Source organism: Sulfitobacter sp. (assembly GCF_039977885.1).
In the GTDB taxonomy this organism is placed as follows: Bacteria; Pseudomonadota; Alphaproteobacteria; order Rhodobacterales; family Rhodobacteraceae; genus Sulfitobacter.
In genome coordinates this window covers 347,732-363,338 of the sequence record NZ_JBDWCI010000012.1, presented here as the reverse complement: position 1 = coordinate 363,338, position 15,607 = coordinate 347,732, and the positions used below count along the sequence as shown (strand labels likewise).

At 58.0% G+C, this 15,607-nt stretch carries 12 protein-coding genes; 10 read left to right on the top strand and 2 right to left on the bottom strand.

Annotation, left to right across the window (positions count from 1 at the left end):
- The first annotated feature begins 95 nt into the window (after positions 1 to 95).
- Together ABJM03_RS10115 and purL are read left to right on the top strand one after the other, a co-directional pair.
- Positions 96 to 995, top strand: a complete 900-nt coding sequence (locus tag ABJM03_RS10115) for a LysR family transcriptional regulator (RefSeq protein WP_348417265.1) — start codon at positions 96 to 98, stop codon at positions 993 to 995.
- Positions 996 to 1,285: 290 nt separating this feature from the next.
- Positions 1,286 to 3,445: a phosphoribosylformylglycinamidine synthase subunit PurL gene (purL, locus tag ABJM03_RS10110; RefSeq protein ID WP_348417264.1), complete on the top strand. Its 2,160-nt coding sequence runs from the start codon at positions 1,286 to 1,288 to the stop codon at positions 3,443 to 3,445.
- Here purL and ABJM03_RS10105 read toward each other — a convergent pair.
- Positions 3,442 to 4,701, bottom strand: a complete 1,260-nt coding sequence (locus tag ABJM03_RS10105; RefSeq protein WP_348417263.1) for a VWA domain-containing protein — start codon at positions 4,699 to 4,701, stop codon at positions 3,442 to 3,444. The two genes, purL and ABJM03_RS10105, sit on opposite strands and share 4 nt — an antisense overlap.
- Positions 4,702 to 4,809: 108 nt before the next feature.
- Positions 4,810 to 5,715 carry a MoxR family ATPase gene (locus tag ABJM03_RS10100; protein WP_348417262.1) on the bottom strand — a complete coding sequence of 302 codons (906 nt, stop codon included), beginning with the start codon at positions 5,713 to 5,715 and terminating at the stop codon, positions 4,810 to 4,812.
- 249 nt (positions 5,716 to 5,964) lie between these two features.
- On the opposite strand from ABJM03_RS10100, the gene ABJM03_RS10095 reads away from it, so the two are divergent.
- The 8 genes from ABJM03_RS10095 (at position 5,965) to ABJM03_RS10060 (ending at position 15,594) form a co-directional block, all read left to right on the top strand.
- Positions 5,965 to 7,005, top strand: a complete 1,041-nt coding sequence (locus tag ABJM03_RS10095; protein WP_348417591.1) for a glycosyltransferase family 2 protein — start codon at positions 5,965 to 5,967, stop codon at positions 7,003 to 7,005.
- Complete coding sequence (locus ABJM03_RS10090; protein WP_348417261.1) at positions 7,002 to 7,631, top strand: sulfotransferase; 630 nt, start codon at positions 7,002 to 7,004, stop codon at positions 7,629 to 7,631. The genes ABJM03_RS10095 and ABJM03_RS10090 overlap by 4 nt, the downstream gene beginning before the upstream one ends.
- The gene (locus ABJM03_RS10085; protein WP_348417260.1) at positions 7,631 to 10,030 is read left to right on the top strand and encodes a glycosyltransferase family 2 protein; all 2,400 of its coding nucleotides are present in this window, start codon (positions 7,631 to 7,633) and stop codon (positions 10,028 to 10,030) included. Before ABJM03_RS10090 ends, ABJM03_RS10085 begins: the two co-directional genes overlap by 1 nt.
- Positions 10,031 to 10,085: 55 nt before the next feature.
- A complete protein-coding gene (locus ABJM03_RS10080; protein WP_348417259.1) occupies positions 10,086 to 11,141 on the top strand; it encodes a glycosyltransferase family 2 protein in 1,056 nt (351 codons plus the stop codon).
- A 101-nt stretch (positions 11,142 to 11,242) separates the two neighbouring features.
- On the top strand, positions 11,243 to 12,181 hold the full coding sequence (locus tag ABJM03_RS10075; protein ID WP_348417258.1) for a phosphoadenosine phosphosulfate reductase: 939 nt from the start codon (positions 11,243 to 11,245) through the stop codon (positions 12,179 to 12,181).
- A 33-nt stretch (positions 12,182 to 12,214) separates the two neighbouring features.
- Positions 12,215 to 13,246, top strand: a complete 1,032-nt coding sequence (pyrC, locus tag ABJM03_RS10070; RefSeq protein WP_348417257.1) for a dihydroorotase — start codon at positions 12,215 to 12,217, stop codon at positions 13,244 to 13,246.
- A 31-nt stretch (positions 13,247 to 13,277) separates the two neighbouring features.
- Positions 13,278 to 13,955, top strand: coding sequence for an orotate phosphoribosyltransferase (locus ABJM03_RS10065; protein ID WP_348417256.1), 678 nt, complete (start codon positions 13,278 to 13,280; stop codon positions 13,953 to 13,955).
- Positions 13,956 to 14,097: 142 nt separating this feature from the next.
- Positions 14,098 to 15,594, top strand: a complete 1,497-nt coding sequence (locus tag ABJM03_RS10060) for a replicative DNA helicase (protein WP_348417255.1) — start codon at positions 14,098 to 14,100, stop codon at positions 15,592 to 15,594.
- The last annotated feature ends 13 nt before the right edge of the window (positions 15,595 to 15,607 follow it).

Genomic DNA, 15,607 nt, shown 5'->3' with positions numbered 1-15,607 from the left:
GCTCCTTATCCACATGTTACACTTTTCTGTTATAGTTCCCCCTGTGTCTGCTAGCGCAAACAGTTTAAAAGGCCGGCAACAGTGAGGGGAGCATCATGGACTGGGACAAACTAAGGATTTTTCACGCGGTAGCTGACGCCGGGTCGCTAACCCATGCCGGGGACAAGCTAAACTTATCCCAATCCGCCGTGAGCCGGCAGGTGCGCGGGCTGGAAGAACAGCTGAACACCAATCTGTTCCACCGCCACGCACGCGGACTGATTCTCACTGAACAGGGTGAGTTATTGTTTGACGCGACCCGTGCCATGTCAAAGCGCCTTGATACGGCATCCGCGCGTATCCGCGACAGCGAGGAAGAAGTCTTTGGCGAATTGCGCGTGACCACCACAACGGGATTCGGCACCATGTGGTTGGCCCCGCGCCTGTCCAAGCTGTTTGATAAATACCCCGACCTCAAGGTCGACCTGATGCTTGAAGAACGCGTTCTGGATCTTCCTATGCGCGAAGCAGACGTTGCGATCCGCCTCAAAGAACCGTCACAGGCCGATCTCGTGCGCAAACGCCTGATGAGCGTGCGCATGTGCATGTACGCCAGCCCCGAATATCTCGCAGAAAACGGCACGCCGCAAACCGTAGAGGAAATCGGCGACTACCGGCTCATCTGTCAAAGCCCCGCGAGCGATCAGGTAGGCGCAGGCCTCAATCTTGTTCAACGTCTGATGATGCATGACATACGTTCTTTGCTCACGATGAATAACTATTTCGGGGTGCTGCAAGCAGTGCTCAACCACTTGGGCATCGGCGTACTTCCCGACTATCTGGCACAGGACTTCCCCCATCTGGTGCCGGTACTTCCACACATTGTTTCCGGCGAAGTCCCTGTATTCATTGCCTATCCCGAAGAGCTTCGGCAATCAAAACGCGTCGCTGCATTCAAGGAATTTGTTCAGGACGAGATTATTTCCTACCGTAAGCAACTGCGCTCGCTCTCCTAGGACACAACGAGCCATGCACAAAATGCATAGCGGGCATGCTTTTATACGTACATAATCTGCATTGAATTTAAGCAACACGCACCCTAACTGACCCTCATAAGGATGGCGGCACCTCCCGTGCCCGTCCTTATACCTCCCTGTTGGACTTGGCCGGGCCATTGTGCCCGGTCTTTTTTTATCTTCAGCCCGGGGCAACGATAAGCATGCGTTAATGCATAAACAGCCCTTCCCACCTGCCCGCTCCTGCCCTAAGAGGGTGGCCAAGTTTTGTAGCCCTCGGGGAGCACACCATGTCAGAGCCGGAAATCACCCAAGAGATCATTTCAGCCCACGGGCTAAGCGATAGCGAGTATCAGACGATCCTTGATCTGATGGGCCGCACCCCCACATTCACCGAACTGGGAATCTTCTCGGCGATGTGGAACGAGCATTGCTCCTATAAGTCTTCCAAGAAGTGGCTGCGCACCCTGCCCACGGACGGCCCTCAAGTGATCTGCGGCCCCGGTGAAAACGCAGGCGTGGTTGATATCGGGGACGGTCAAGCGGTCGTGTTCAAGATGGAAAGCCACAACCACCCCTCCTATATCGAGCCCTACCAAGGCGCCGCCACCGGCGTTGGCGGCATCCTGCGCGATGTCTTCACCATGGGCGCGCGCCCCATCGCCTCGATGAACTCGCTCAGCTTTGGTGAGCCGTCACACCATAAAACAAAGCAATTGGTGCACGGTGTTGTTGCCGGTGTTGGTGGCTATGGCAACTGCTTTGGCGTGCCTTGTGTCGGCGGCGAAGTCCGTTTTGACAAATCCTATAACGGCAACTGTCTGGTAAACGCCTTTGCGGCCGGCCTCGCGGATGCCGATAAGATTTTCTATTCCGCCGCATCCGGCGTCGGCATGCCTGTTGTCTACCTTGGGGCCAAAACCGGCCGCGACGGTGTGGGTGGCGCGACCATGGCCTCGGCCGAGTTCGACGATACCATCGAAGACAAGCGCCCCACCGTACAGGTTGGCGATCCCTTCACCGAAAAGCGCCTGATGGAAGCCACGCTAGAGCTGATGGCAACCGGCGCTGTGATCTCTATTCAGGATATGGGGGCCGCTGGCCTGACCTGTTCTGCTGTTGAAATGGGCGACAAGGGCAACCTTGGTGTGATTCTCGACCTTGAGAAAGTTCCCACCCGCGAGCTGAACATGACCGCCTATGAGATGATGCTGTCAGAATCCCAAGAGCGCATGCTCATGGTGCTGCGCCCCGAGCTGGAAGCCCAAGCCAAGGCCGTCTTTGACAAATGGGACCTCGACTTTGCCATCGTTGGTGAAACAATCGCCGAAGACCGCTTCTTGATCCGTCTGAACGGCGAAGTGAAAGCCGACCTGCCGCTCAAGGCACTTTCCGGCACCGCCCCTGAGTATGACCGCCCATGGGTCGAAACACCTGCCGCAGCGCCCCTGACGGATGTGCCGACAGTTGATCCCATCACCGGCCTGCGCGCGCTGCTGGGCTCACCCAACTATGCCGGCAAATCCTGGGTTTATGAGCAATACGACACAATGGTCATGGCCGATAGCGCCCGCACACCGGGCTGGGGCGCAGGCATTATCCGTGTTCATGGCACAGATAAGTCGCTGGCCTTCACCTCGGACGTGACCCCGCGATATGTAAAAGCCAACCCCGTTGAGGGCGGCAAGCAGGCGGTGGCCGAAGCCTACCGCAACCTCACAGCTGTTGGTGCTGTGCCATTGGCCACCACCGACAACCTCAACTTTGGTAACCCCGAAAAGCCCGAGATCATGGGCCAGTTTGTCGGCGCCATCAAAGGTATCGGCGAAGCTGTGGCCGCGCTCGACATGCCAATCGTCTCTGGCAACGTGTCGCTTTATAATGAAACCGACGGCTCGGGCATTCTGCCCACACCGACAATCGGCGCGGTTGGCCTGATCAAAAATAGCGCGGATATCATCGGTTTTGACGTGGCCACGGGCCATGTCGCACTGGTCCTCGGTTCTGGCGCTGGCCACCTCGGCCAATCCGCCCTGCTTGCCGAAGCCTTTGGCCGCGCTGATGGCGATGCCCCTGCGGTTGACCTTGCCGCTGAGGCCGCTCACGGCGATTTCATCCGCGCAAACCGCGCGCTGATTGCAGCCTGTACCGATCTGGCAGATGGCGGCCTTGCGCTTGCCGCCTTTGAGATGGCCGAGCACGCAAAGCTTGGCCTCACCCTCGATAGCGAAGACACAGCCGCCTTGTTTGGCGAAGACCAAGCACGCTACCTGATCGCTGCAACCCCTGAGAATGCAGCCAAGCTCATCGCCGCTGCAGAGGCCGCAGGGCTGACATTGGCCCAAACTGGCACATTCGGCGGCGACATGCTCAGCTTTGGCACCAGCAGTGCCGCACTTAGCGAGCTTGCCACGGTTTACCGCGCCAGCTTTGCCCAAACGGTAACCTAAAGCGCCATCTCGCGCAGCAGCCGCGTTTTCTCGCCCGTATCGTCGGGTTTAGAGATCGCGGCTGCCAGCGCTTCCAAAGATGCAATCGAATGCCCTGCGCGAAAACTGTCCACATGGGGCAGCATCGCGCGGATACCTGCGGCCTTGGGCGCAAACCCGTCCCAACGCAGCAATGGATTAAGCCAGATCACGCGCCGCGCAGATAGATGCAGCCGCTGCATCTGCTTGGCCAGCGCCTCCGGCGCGTCACGATCCAGCCCATCGGTAATCAACAGCACAACAGCGCCCTGCCCCAGCACCCGCCGCGACCAGTCGCGGTTAAAAGCGGCCAGCGACTGCCCAATGCGCGTGCCCCCTTCCCAGTCCTGAGCCTCGGCACCTGCAGCCTTGAGCGCCGCATCCACATCGCGGGTCCGCAAATGGCGGGTGATATTGGTGAGCTGCGTGCCAAAGGTAAACGCATGCACCTGCGCCCAGCCAGCAGCACGTTCATTGGCAACAGCATGGATAAAATGCAGAATGATACGGCTGTATTGGCTCATGGAGCCTGAAATATCGCTCAGCACAACAAGATTGGGCCAGCGCGGCTTGGGCTGTTTATGCGCAAGCCTGTGCATTTCGCCCCCTTGCCGCAAAGCGGCACGCAAGGACCGCGCGCCGTCTACACGCCCTTGCCCAAAGCTGGGTGCGGTGCGGCGTGATGGCAGCGGGCGGATCGGCAGGCTCAACCGCGCAAGCATCCGTTTGGCCTCGGCCACTTCGGCAAGGCTCATCAATTCAAAGTCCAGCGTCTTGAGGCGCTCCGAACTGGACGTCGTCAACGAGGCATCGACCTCGATCAGATTTTCCTCTTCTGGGCGCTCCGGTTCATCACGTGGCGGTGCCTGTGCCCCATCCAACAAGGCCTCCGCCGCGCGCTTTTCGGCGGCTTGTGCAGGGCGTTCTTCCTGCACGCCGCGAATGGCAGGCAGCATCGCGGCCATCATATGCTCCAGATACCGCGGATCGCGCCAATAGAGGCGGAAAAGCTGTGCAAAGACGCGGCTATGCTCAGGCCGGCTCACAAAACAGGCGTGCAGCGTCCAGTAAAAATCCCGCTTCTCGGTAAATCCGGCAACCTCAACCGCGCGGATCGCATCAATCACCCGCCCCGGCCCGATGGGCAGCCCCGCACGGCGCAACGCACGGGCGAAATGGGTGATATTGCCCGCAAGGCGTGGGCTATCGGGGAGTTCGAGCGGGGTATGTTCAACCAAACGCCACCTCCTGTGCGGTTTTTGACTGCGGGATTGAGTATTTATGGCTAGAGAAAATAGAGGACAGGTAGATTTGGCACCCGCATCGCACTTCGCAGGGGCCCGCGATCATGGTGCGAGGCTGGCGCGGGCTTCGTCTAGCAGGCGCTTGGCCTCAGAGCCTTGTAGTTTTGTGATGTCGTCCTGATATTTCAGCACCGCCCCCAGCGTATCGGCGATGACTTCGGGGCTGAGCGTGAGCACGTCCAGCGCCAGTAGGCATTTGGCCCAGTCGATGGTCTCGGCCACGCCAGGCTTTTTGAACAGGTCTTCGGTACGCAAGCGCTGCACAAAGGCGACGACTTCGCGGCTGAGCGCTGTGGCCGCTTGCGGCGCGCGGGCCGTGAGGATCTCCATCTCGCGTTCGAAATCCGGATAATCGACCCAATGATACAGGCAGCGGCGTTTAAGCGCATCGTGGACTTCGCGGGTCCGGTTAGAGGTCAAGATGACAATTGGCGGTTCGGGGGCTTTGACACTGCCCATTTCCGGGATTGTGACCTGAAAATCGCTCAGAGCTTCGAGTAAAAAGGCTTCGAATGGGGCATCGGTGCGATCCAGTTCATCAATCAGGAGCACGGGCGGCCCCGCATCATGCGCGCGCATGGCTTGCAGCAGCGGGCGCTCGATCAGGAATTCTTCGCTGAACAGTTCGGTGTTGAGAGTCTTGCGATCAGCCCCGCCGGCGGCTTCGGCTGTACGGATCGCAATCATCTGGGCTGCAAAGTTCCATTCGTAGACTGCTGTGGTCGCATCCAGCCCTTCATAGCATTGCAGGCGGATCAGACGGCGCCCCATTGAGGCGGCAAGGGCTTTGGCGATCTCGGTCTTGCCGACGCCTGCTTCACCTTCCAGAAACAGCGGCCTGCCCAGTGACAGGCTTAAAAACACCACTGTGGCCAGTGGGCGGCCGCAGACATATCCCTGTGCGGCCAGCATTTTTTGCACGGCGTCTATAGATGAATAATCGTCCATGGCCTTTGCCCCCCCCTCAGCCTGCGCTGTCTCACAAGGGCATCTGATCCCGCCCGGGTCAAGTCGGCAATGATAGATATGTCACGACATTTGCCTCCGATGTGCTGCACAGATTGACGCGTTTCCCCCTAGATGGCATCGTGTTAACGAGCAAAAAAGAGGTTTCCGGTCATATTGACACTGAAACCCGTAACGAGGCGGATATGGTAAAAACAATGCAATTTGCAGGGGACTGCAATGGCATCTGAGCTGAGCATCACAGCGGTCACATGCGTGAAAAACGAGGGCCCGTTCCTATTGGAATGGATCGCGTTTCATCAGTGCATCGGGGTGACTGACTTCCTGTTTTACTCCAATGATTGCGACGACGGCACGGATAGCCTGCTTGATGCGCTGGCCGAGCTAGGGCATGTCACCCACCTGCCCAACCCCGCAGAGGGGCGCAATTACCAGATGGAGGCGCTCAAAGACGCAAAAGGCCAGAGTGTGGTGCAAGATGCGGATTGGATCTGGATCGCGGATGTAGATGAATTCCCGAACATCCATGTAGGCGATCACAGTTTTGCCGCCCTCATTGACGCCTGCGGCGACCCCCAGGCCATCAGCCTGAATTTTCAGTTTTTCGCCAACAATGACATTGATCAATTCGAAGACCGGCCCGTGATTGAGCAATTCACCCACAGCCACAACCCCGATATGTGGTGCGGTGAGGCCGCCATCGAAGTCAAGTCATTGGTGCGCAGCGACTTTCCGCTTCATTACTATGGCGCACATCGTCCGTTTTTCAAAAATAGCATCAAGAAAAACAAACGCCCTGTCTGGACTGATGCCTCTGGGCGCAATGTGCCCCACCGGTTTCTGGTAGCAGCCAATCCGCGCCGTATCCGCCGCTTTCCCGCGGGCGGATCGCGGGCTCATGCCACGTTGAACCACTATGCCTTGCGCAGTCTCGATAGTTATCTGGTCAAAAACGACCGCGGCGATGTGAACCGTGAAAACCGCGCCTTTGATGATACCTATTGGCGAGAACGGAATGATCCTGCGTGGGAGGATACATCGATCCAGCGCTATCTGCCCGCACTGCGCAAACAGATTGACGCGCTTAAAGCGCAGGGGCAGATCGCCGAATTACATGACGCTTGTGTTGCAGCCCATATTGCGCGCCGCGATACTTTACTGGAGCGTCCCGAATACCGTGAGATGCAGCACCAGTTGCGCAGCGCCTCGAAGCTCCCGCCGCAAGAAGAAGACATGCTGCGCGGCCTCGGCCTGTTGGAAACGGCCACATGACTAAGCTCAAGGTCGTTAATCTGGGCCTTCCCAAAACCGGCACCACAACGCTGGCGCGTGCTCTAAAGATCGCGGGCTTTCGCGTGGCCGATCACCGCATACGTCCGCGCCAGACAGAAACTGCGGCGTTGAAAGATGCATTTGTTGCCGAGCTGCTCTATCGCGGGCTGTTCCATAACGGCGACCCCGCAGAATTTCTGGAAGATTTCGACGCCGTGACCGAGATGAGCTGTTTGCGCAAAGATCATTCGCTCTGGCCGCAGATGGATTTCGCGATGATTGATGCGATCCGTAAACATCACCCCGATGTGCGCTTTGTCGCCTCGCGCCGCGATGCGTGGGATGTGTCGCAATCCATGCTTGCGTGGTCCGATCTGGGTACGGAGCGGCTGCACCGCGCCACCGTTCCCGGCCTGCCCGCAGGCTATGGTGAAACGTCCGCCGAACGGGTGACTTGGATCGAAGGGCATTACGCGCATCTGGACAGGCTGTTTGCAGGCGACACGGCATATCTGGAATTCAACGTGGCCGACAGTGGCGCGCAGGCGGCGGTGGCGGCCCATTTGGGCGTGGATCTGCCATGGTGGGGTCGGGCCAACGCCAACTCCAAAAATAGGGCTAGTTGATGCGTATTTTTCTACATATCGGACCTGAAGAGGTCAGCGCAGAGCGCATTCAATCCGTGCTTGCAGGCAAACGTGATCAATTGGCGCGTAAGGGTGTCCTTTTTGCCCGCAGCCCGGGCAACAAGAACCACACGCGGCTGTTCATGGCAGCGACCGATCCCGAACACGTAGATCCGTTGCGTTTTAACCGCGGCTACATCACGGCGCAAAAACAGGCCGAACTGCGTGAAGCCGTTATTAGTGAGCTGGCCCGCGAAGTGGCCCAGCATACCCCCGAGACATTAATCGTCTCTTGCGCGCAATTGGGCGCAAACCTGTACAGCACCTCCGAGCTGGCCCGCCTTCATGAGATGCTCCGCCCGCTGTCAGAGGACATCACGGTCATCGCCCATGTGGACCTGCCCGTGCGGATGCTTGCGCGCAGCTACGCCAACCAGATCCTCGAAGGGCGCGGCTTGTCTTTGCAGGCCGAACTCGACCTTGTGGGCAGTGATAGCTGGCGCGCAGCAGCCCTAGCAGCAGCCCCGCGAATTGACCCCGCCGCCGGCGTCTTTGCCGAAACGCAAGCCCCCCTTCCGTGGATTGATCTGCCTGCATTGGTCGCCTTTTGGGAGGCCGAATTCGGGTCGGGGAAAGTGCATTTGCACAGCTATGATGCTGACCGGTTTTCAGGCCCAGAGGTGGTGGACGACATCGCAAATGCCTTTGACGTCAAAGATATCGGAGCCAAAGCCACGCCCGTTATTTTGCCCTCATCGACACCAGATGCCGCATTGGCACGGGGTCGCCAGCTTAATGCGCTGGTGCTGCGTGTGTTGGCCAGCGGCCAGCGTATCTTGCCGCGACAGCTTTGGCGTAGCTTTGTGCAGGATGTGGCCATCGATGGCCCGCCAATGGACCTTGCCAGCCTGCACCCGATCACCAGACATTTCGCCGCTGGCCTTAAAGACCTGATCAAACAACAGCCCACTCTGCACAAGGACACATTCAAAGCCCCCCGCGCCAAAGGGCAATGGGCAGAGGCCGATCCGCTGTTCGGTTACCGGCCTTCACAATATTTGCTGGGCTTTATGTGGCGCATCGACAAAGCCACCCGCGAGGAACGGCAAAAGCGTGCTGCCGATCTGGCACAGCTTGCGGGCGCGCCCGTCGAGCTATCGCAAGCGCCCGCCCCCGATGCGGCCCCGCGAAGCGAAGCCGACGCCCCTGCCCAACTAAGCGAGAGCGCGCGCAAGTTGATGCCGCCGTTGGCCGTGCAGAACTTTGAAAAACTTCGCATCTCGACCTTTGCGCCGCACAATAAAATGGGGTCGGTCAACGAGGAAGAACTGGCCACAGCCTATACCCCAATCCCCCCGCGCAGCCTGCCCGCAGGGAATAGCGGCAATGTTATCGTCGGCTGCATGAAGAACGAGGCGCCCTATATCGTTGAATGGGTCGCCTATCACCGCGCCATGGGCGTGGATAATTTCCTCATTTATACAAATGGTTGCGAGGACGGCACCTCGGAAATCCTTGACCGCTTGCAAGAAATGGGCGTGCTGCAACACCGCAACAATGACGACTGGAAGGGCAATTCCCCGCAGCAACATGCGCTTAACTGCGCCCTTGAAGAACCTGTCATCAAGAATGCCGAATGGATCATCCACATTGACGTGGATGAATTCATGAATGTGCGCTGTGGCAATGGCACCGTGCAGGATTTCCTTGCCGCTGTGCCAGACGCCACAAATGTCGCGATGACCTGGCGGCTGTTTGGCCATAACGGCGTGACAGAGCTGAACGATGACTTTGTGCTTGATCAGTTCGATACTTGTGCGCCGAAATTCTGCCCCAAGCCGCATACCGTCTGGGGCTTTAAAACGATGTTCAAAAACATCGGGGCCTATGAGAAAATCTCGTGCCACCGCCCCAACAAGCTTGATGATGCCTTTGTCTCCAAGGTCAAATGGGTCAACGGCTCGGGCAAGGATATGACAAAGGACGTGGCCACCAACGGCTGGCGGTCCTCCAAGAAAAACATCGGCTATGACCTGCTACAGCTCAACCATTATGCGTTGCGCTCGGCCGAGAGCTTCTTGATCAAACGCCAACGTGGCCGTGCGCTGCATGTGGACCGCTCTATCGGGATCAATTACTGGATCCGCATGGATTGGTCGGATTTCCGCGACGTAACCATCAAACGGAACCTGCCGCGCCTGCGTGCCGAATACGACCGCCTAATGCAGGATGACGTGCTGCGCGGTTGGCACGAGACCGGCCTCGACTGGCACCGTGCAAAGGCCGAAGAGCTTCATAAAAATCCCGAATTCGCCGATCTATACCGCGATGCGCTCGCCGTTAAACTGACCGAGACAGAGCGGGTGGCCTATGCGCTGGCTCTGGACATGGAGAGTTGAATGAAAGGCCCGCAGATCACGGCAAAGCCATCCCGTTTGCGGAACAAGCGGTAGCATGAGCCATCTTGCCATCCTTTGCGTACGTAACGAAGCTGCCTTTTTGTTGGAATGGCTCGCTCATCACCGCGCTGTGGGCTTTGATAACTTCCTGATCTTCTCGAATGACTGTCAGGACGGCACTGACGCCATGCTGGACCGGCTGGACGCGATGGGCATCGTCACCCACATTCGCAACGATGGCCCCTATGACAAAGCAGGCATACAGTTCACCGCGCTCAAAGCCGCGGCCAAGCACAGTCTCACGCGGAAGGCCAAATGGATATTGCCGCTGGATGTGGATGAGTTCGTCAATATCCACTGCGGTGATCACACATTGGAGGCGCTGCACGCCGCCATCCCCGATGCCACGGCCATTACCCTCACATGGCGTCTGTTTGGCGCAGCCGCTCAGGTCCGCTACAAAGATGCCCCCGTGCTTGACACCTTTACACGCGCAGCACCTGCTGTGCTCTATTGGCCGTGGCGCGCCTCAATGTTCAAAACGCTCTACCGCAACGATGGCATATATAAAAAACCCGGCGTGCACCGCCCGCGCGACAGCAATGACAGCAGAATGGCAAAGGCCCGCTGGTTTGACGGCAATGGTGCCCCCCTGCCAGAGCAATTCGTGAAAAACCGCATCTTCTCGAATTTTGGCAAAGACAATTACGGCTTGGTCCAGCTAAATCACTACCCGCTTGGCGCGATGGAGAGCTTTGTTCTCAAAGCCGACCGTGGCCGCGCCGTGCACAGTGATGATATGCTGGGGCTGGATTACTGGGTCGAGCGGAACTTTAACACCGATGAAGATATCAGCGTACAAAGCCTTGCTACCCCCCGTGCAGCCCACCATGCGGAACTGATGGCCGACGAAACCCTCGCCACATTACACGCCCGTGCCGTCGCATGGCGCAAATCACGCTTTGATACACTCATGCAGCAAGAACCGTTTCGCGCGCTCTTTGGTCGGCTTATGATGACCCCGCCGTCACAGCCGGTTTCACAGCAAGCCGCCCAATTCATGATCAAACATGCCAATCTAGGTCGCGCCCGTAGAAAAACCGCGCCATAATTTTGCGCCTATTCACCTCAATTTTGCCAAAATACCAAGGTATATCCGGCCCGGAAACCGCATGCGTACACCGATATGCGGAGCAGATTGAGGACAATTCGATGCCCGAGAACAGCTTAACCTTCGACACGTCGCTCGCCGGTATGAAAAAAGCCGACTGGCTGGCAGCCGTCGAAGAACTTTGCGCCCAAGATGGCACGTTCGAGCAATTGGGCCGGCGTCATTATGCGGCTTTTATTGAAAAATCCCCCACTTTGCTTGTCTCTTTCGAGACATTGCAGGGCATCCCTGCCCTGTCCTCCCTCGCCCAGCCGCTGGGATGGGAGATGATGCAGGAGTATGACTGGTCCAGCCTGTGCATAGCCTCAAACGGCGACACGTGGTTTCGCGACGAAGCGGTATATGCCTATTTCGACCGGCTGATCGACGACGGGTTCTTTGATGAATTCGACCAGATTATTTTCTACGGTGCTGGCCCTTGTGGCTATGCCGCTGCTGCCTATTCGGTCGCCGCACCCGAAGCCAGCGTTCTGGCTGTCCAACCCCAAGCCACGCTTGATCCACGGGTCACCGAATGGGACGACCGGTTCGTCGAAATGCGGCGGACAGACTTCACATCGCGCTATGGGTATGCACCTGACATGCTCGATGGGGCCACAGCGGCCTTTGTCGTCTATGACCCCCGCCAGCAGCTTGATGCGATGCACGCTGCCCTGTTTACACGCGACAACACCCGCAAATTACGCCTGCCCCATATGGGCGACGCGATCCAGACCGACCTGCTGGAGATGGAGCAACTTGGCCCCCTGCTTGATGCGATCGCAAAAGACAGTCTGGATGATGTCCGTTTTGCCAAGATGATGCGCGCACGGCGGCTGCACCCGCCCTATCTGCGCAACCTGCTTGCCGCTTTGGATGCGCAGCGACGCGAAACACTGGCCCTTGCTCTGGCACGCAATGTGACCACGCGCATGCACGCGCCGCGCTTTGCCCGTCGCCTGACCGCTGCTGCCGCCTCCCAGACCGACAAAGACGACTAGCGCGGGATGGGGCAGCGTGCTAGCACCCTGCCCATGACACAAACCCTTACGCTTCGACGTCCCGATGACTGGCACCTGCATTTGCGCGACGGCGACATGCTGCGCGCTGTGCTGCCTGAGACCACGCGCCATTTCGCCCGCGCGATCATTATGCCCAATCTTGTACCGCCTGTGGTGACAGCCGCTGATGCCCGCGCTTACCGCGACCGGATCATGGCCGCAGTGCCCAACAGCGATAGCTTCAAGCCGCTGATGACGCTGTATCTCACCGAGGATACCGATCCCGAGGATATGGCCGCCGCCCATGCCGAAGGCCTCATCACGGCGGTAAAGCTGTACCCCGCCGGAGCCACCACAAATTCGGCCTCTGGCGTGTCCAACTTTGACAATGTTGCCAAGGTTTTGGAAAAAATGGCCGAAATTGGCCTGCCTCTGTGCACCCATGGCGAAGTGACCGATCCTGACGTAGATATCTTTGACCGCGAAGCTGTGTTCATCGACCGCGTCCTTGATCCGATCCGCCGCAAACATCCCGAATTGCGCGTGGTAATGGAACATATCACCACGGCAAACGCGGTGGAATATGTACAGGCCAACGACAAGAACCTTGGCGCGACAATCACCACGCACCATCTGGTGATCAACCGCAACCACATCCTCGCCGGGGGGATCAAACCGCATTACTACTGCCTGCCAGTGGCCAAACGCGAGAAACATCGCCTAGCCCTGCGCGCTGCTGCGACCTCGGGCGATGCACGGTTTTTCCTCGGGACAGATTCCGCGCCACACACCGACGAGAACAAGCTGCTCCCGTGTGGTTGCGCCGGCTGCTTTACCGCGCCCAACACCATGTCGATCCTCGCGCAGGTATTCGAAGACGAAAACGCGCTTGATAAGCTCGAGGCCTTCACCTCCCTTAACGGTCCGGCATTCTACCGTCTGCCCGTCAATGAAGAAACGCTTACCCTGACGCGTAACGAGGCGACATTCCCGCCCCATATCCAGACGCCCGATGGCCCCGTCACCGTCTTTGATCCGCAAATGACGCTGCATTGGACCGCCTGAGCCATAACCTGACCCTCAAGGACTGCTTGCTATGATCCCCAACTCCTACCCCGACGCTGCCGAAATGGCGCGCCTTACCGCCCGTATGCTGCTGGAAATCGGCGCGGTAAACTTTAACACCGATGAGCCTTACACGCTGGCCTCCGGCTTGCCTTCACCCAGCTACATCGATTGCCGCAAACTGATCTCCTATCCGCGCATCCGCAGCACGTTGATGGACTTCCTGACCGTGACAGTGATGCGCAACGCGGGTTTTGAGGCTTTTGACAACATCGCCGGCGGCGAAACCGCAGGCATCCCCTTTGCCGCGTTGGTCGCCGAACGGATGGCCCTGCCAATGACCTATGTGCGCAAAAAGCCCAAAGGCTACGGTAGAAATGCCCGCATTGAAGGCGACATGAGCGAAGGACAGCGCGTGCTGCTGGTCGAAGACCTGACCACCGATGGCGGCTCGAAACTGAGCTTTGTCGATGCGATCCGCGATACAGGTGCTAGCTGCGGGCATACGGCCGTGATTTTCTACTACGACATCTTTCCCGAAACGGAAAAGACACTTGGCGATCATGGCGTAGCGTTGCACCATCTGTGCACATGGTGGGATGTACTGGCCGAGGCCAAGCGCCAAGGCAGCTTTGCCAAGGAAACGCTCGACGAGGTGGAAAACTTTCTCAAGTCTCCCCGTGAGTGGCAAGAAGCACGGAAGAAATAATACCATTGGTTGACGCGCGCAGCGGAAGTATCGCAAGATATGGTGCGCGCGTTTCCTCCACAGGTTATCCACAGAAAATATACAATTTGCGCGCCCGCACCCCACTCGTTATGTGAAACGACGGGGCAAATCAGGGTACACCATGAACGAAATATCGTCTTTAGAAACAACTGGAATTGCTGTTCAAGCCGCTGAAACGATGCCTCATTCTATTGAGGCAGAGCAGCAGCTTCTCGGTGCGATCCTGACCAATAACGATATCTATGACCGCGTTGCCAGTGTCATCGGCCCCAAGCATTTCTATGATCCTGTGCATGCGCGAATCTTCGAGATCGCCGCCGCCCGTATTGCAAAGAACAACCTTGCCAGCCCCGTAACGCTCAAGGCGTTTATGGAGGAGGATGAAGGCCTACAGGAACTTGGCGGCCCCGCCTATCTGGTGCGTCTCGCAGGTGCTGCGATCTCGGCCTTTGCCGTACGCGACTATGCGCAGATGATCTATGATCTCGCTGTGCGCCGCGACCTCATTCAATTGGGCCGCGATATCGCAGCCAAAGCCGCCACCGTCGACGTTGCGAATGAACCACGCGAACAGATCGTCGAAGCCGAACAGCAGCTGTATAAACTGGCCGAACAAGGTCAGGCGGAAAGCGGATTTCAAAGCTTTCTCAAGGCTGTAACCGACGCTGTTAATGTAGCCAACACAGCCTATCAGCGCGATGGTGGCCTGTCCGGTGTATCCACCGGCCTGATCGACATGGACAAGAAGCTTGGCGGTTTGCACCGCTCTGACCTTTTGATCCTCGCCGGTCGCCCCTCTATGGGGAAGACCTCGCTTGCGACAAACATCGCGTTTAACGTGGCCAAAGCCTATAAGCGCGGGCAATTGCACGACGGCAGCGAAGGCGCTGTTGAAGGCGGCGTCGTCGGCTTTTACAGCCTCGAGATGAGCGCCGAACAGCTCGCCTCACGGATCCTGTCCGAAGCCTCCGAAATCCCCTCCCAACAGATCCGCTCGGGGGATATGACCGAGTCAGAATTCCGCCGCTTTGTGGACGCCGCAAAGGCACTGGAAGCCTGCCCGCTCTATATCGACGACACGCCCGCCCTGCCCATTTCCCAGCTCGCTGCCCGTGCGCGCCGCCTGAAACGGACCCATGGCCTTGATGTGCTGATCATCGACTATCTTCAGCTCGTGCGCGGCACCGGCAAAAGCGAAAGCCGCGTGAACGAGATTTCCGAGATTACGATGGGCCTCAAGGCGATCGCTAAAGAACTCGATATTCCTGTTATCGCCCTGTCCCAGCTGTCGCGTCAGGTGGAAAACCGCGAAGACAAACGGCCACAGCTGTCTGACCTTCGTGAATCCGGTTCGATCGAACAGGATGCTGATGTGGTGATGTTCGTGTTCCGTGAGGAATATTATAAGGAACGCGAAAAGCCAGGCGATCACGAGCTGGACAAAATGGCGATCTGGCAAGAAGAAATGGAACGTCTGCACGGGCGGGCCGAGGTCGTAATCGGCAAACAGCGCCACGGCCCTATCGGCACGGTCGACCTGAGCTTTGAAGGGCGCTTTACCCGCTTTGGCAACCTTGTGAAACCATGGCAGCAGGACGGCGGCGAAGAAGAATTCTAGCCGGTGTATAACT

What these genes read in the sequence shown, in the direction of transcription:
- ABJM03_RS10115 (WP_348417265.1), top strand. Translation starts at nt 96, where the DNA reads ATGGACTGGGACAAACTAAGGATTTTTCACGCGGTAGCTGACGCCGGG.
- purL (WP_348417264.1), top strand. Translation starts at nt 1,286, where the DNA reads ATGTCAGAGCCGGAAATCACCCAAGAGATCATTTCAGCCCACGGGCTA.
- ABJM03_RS10100 (WP_348417262.1), bottom strand. Translation starts at nt 5,715, where the DNA reads ATGGACGATTATTCATCTATAGACGCCGTGCAAAAAATGCTGGCCGCA.
- ABJM03_RS10090 (WP_348417261.1), top strand. Translation starts at nt 7,002, where the DNA reads ATGACTAAGCTCAAGGTCGTTAATCTGGGCCTTCCCAAAACCGGCACC.
- ABJM03_RS10085 (WP_348417260.1), top strand. Translation starts at nt 7,631, where the DNA reads ATGCGTATTTTTCTACATATCGGACCTGAAGAGGTCAGCGCAGAGCGC.
- ABJM03_RS10080 (WP_348417259.1), top strand. Translation starts at nt 10,086, where the DNA reads ATGAGCCATCTTGCCATCCTTTGCGTACGTAACGAAGCTGCCTTTTTG.
- ABJM03_RS10075 (WP_348417258.1), top strand. Translation starts at nt 11,243, where the DNA reads ATGCCCGAGAACAGCTTAACCTTCGACACGTCGCTCGCCGGTATGAAA.
- pyrC (WP_348417257.1), top strand. Translation starts at nt 12,215, where the DNA reads ATGACACAAACCCTTACGCTTCGACGTCCCGATGACTGGCACCTGCAT.
- ABJM03_RS10065 (WP_348417256.1), top strand. Translation starts at nt 13,278, where the DNA reads ATGATCCCCAACTCCTACCCCGACGCTGCCGAAATGGCGCGCCTTACC.
- ABJM03_RS10060 (WP_348417255.1), top strand. Translation starts at nt 14,098, where the DNA reads ATGAACGAAATATCGTCTTTAGAAACAACTGGAATTGCTGTTCAAGCC.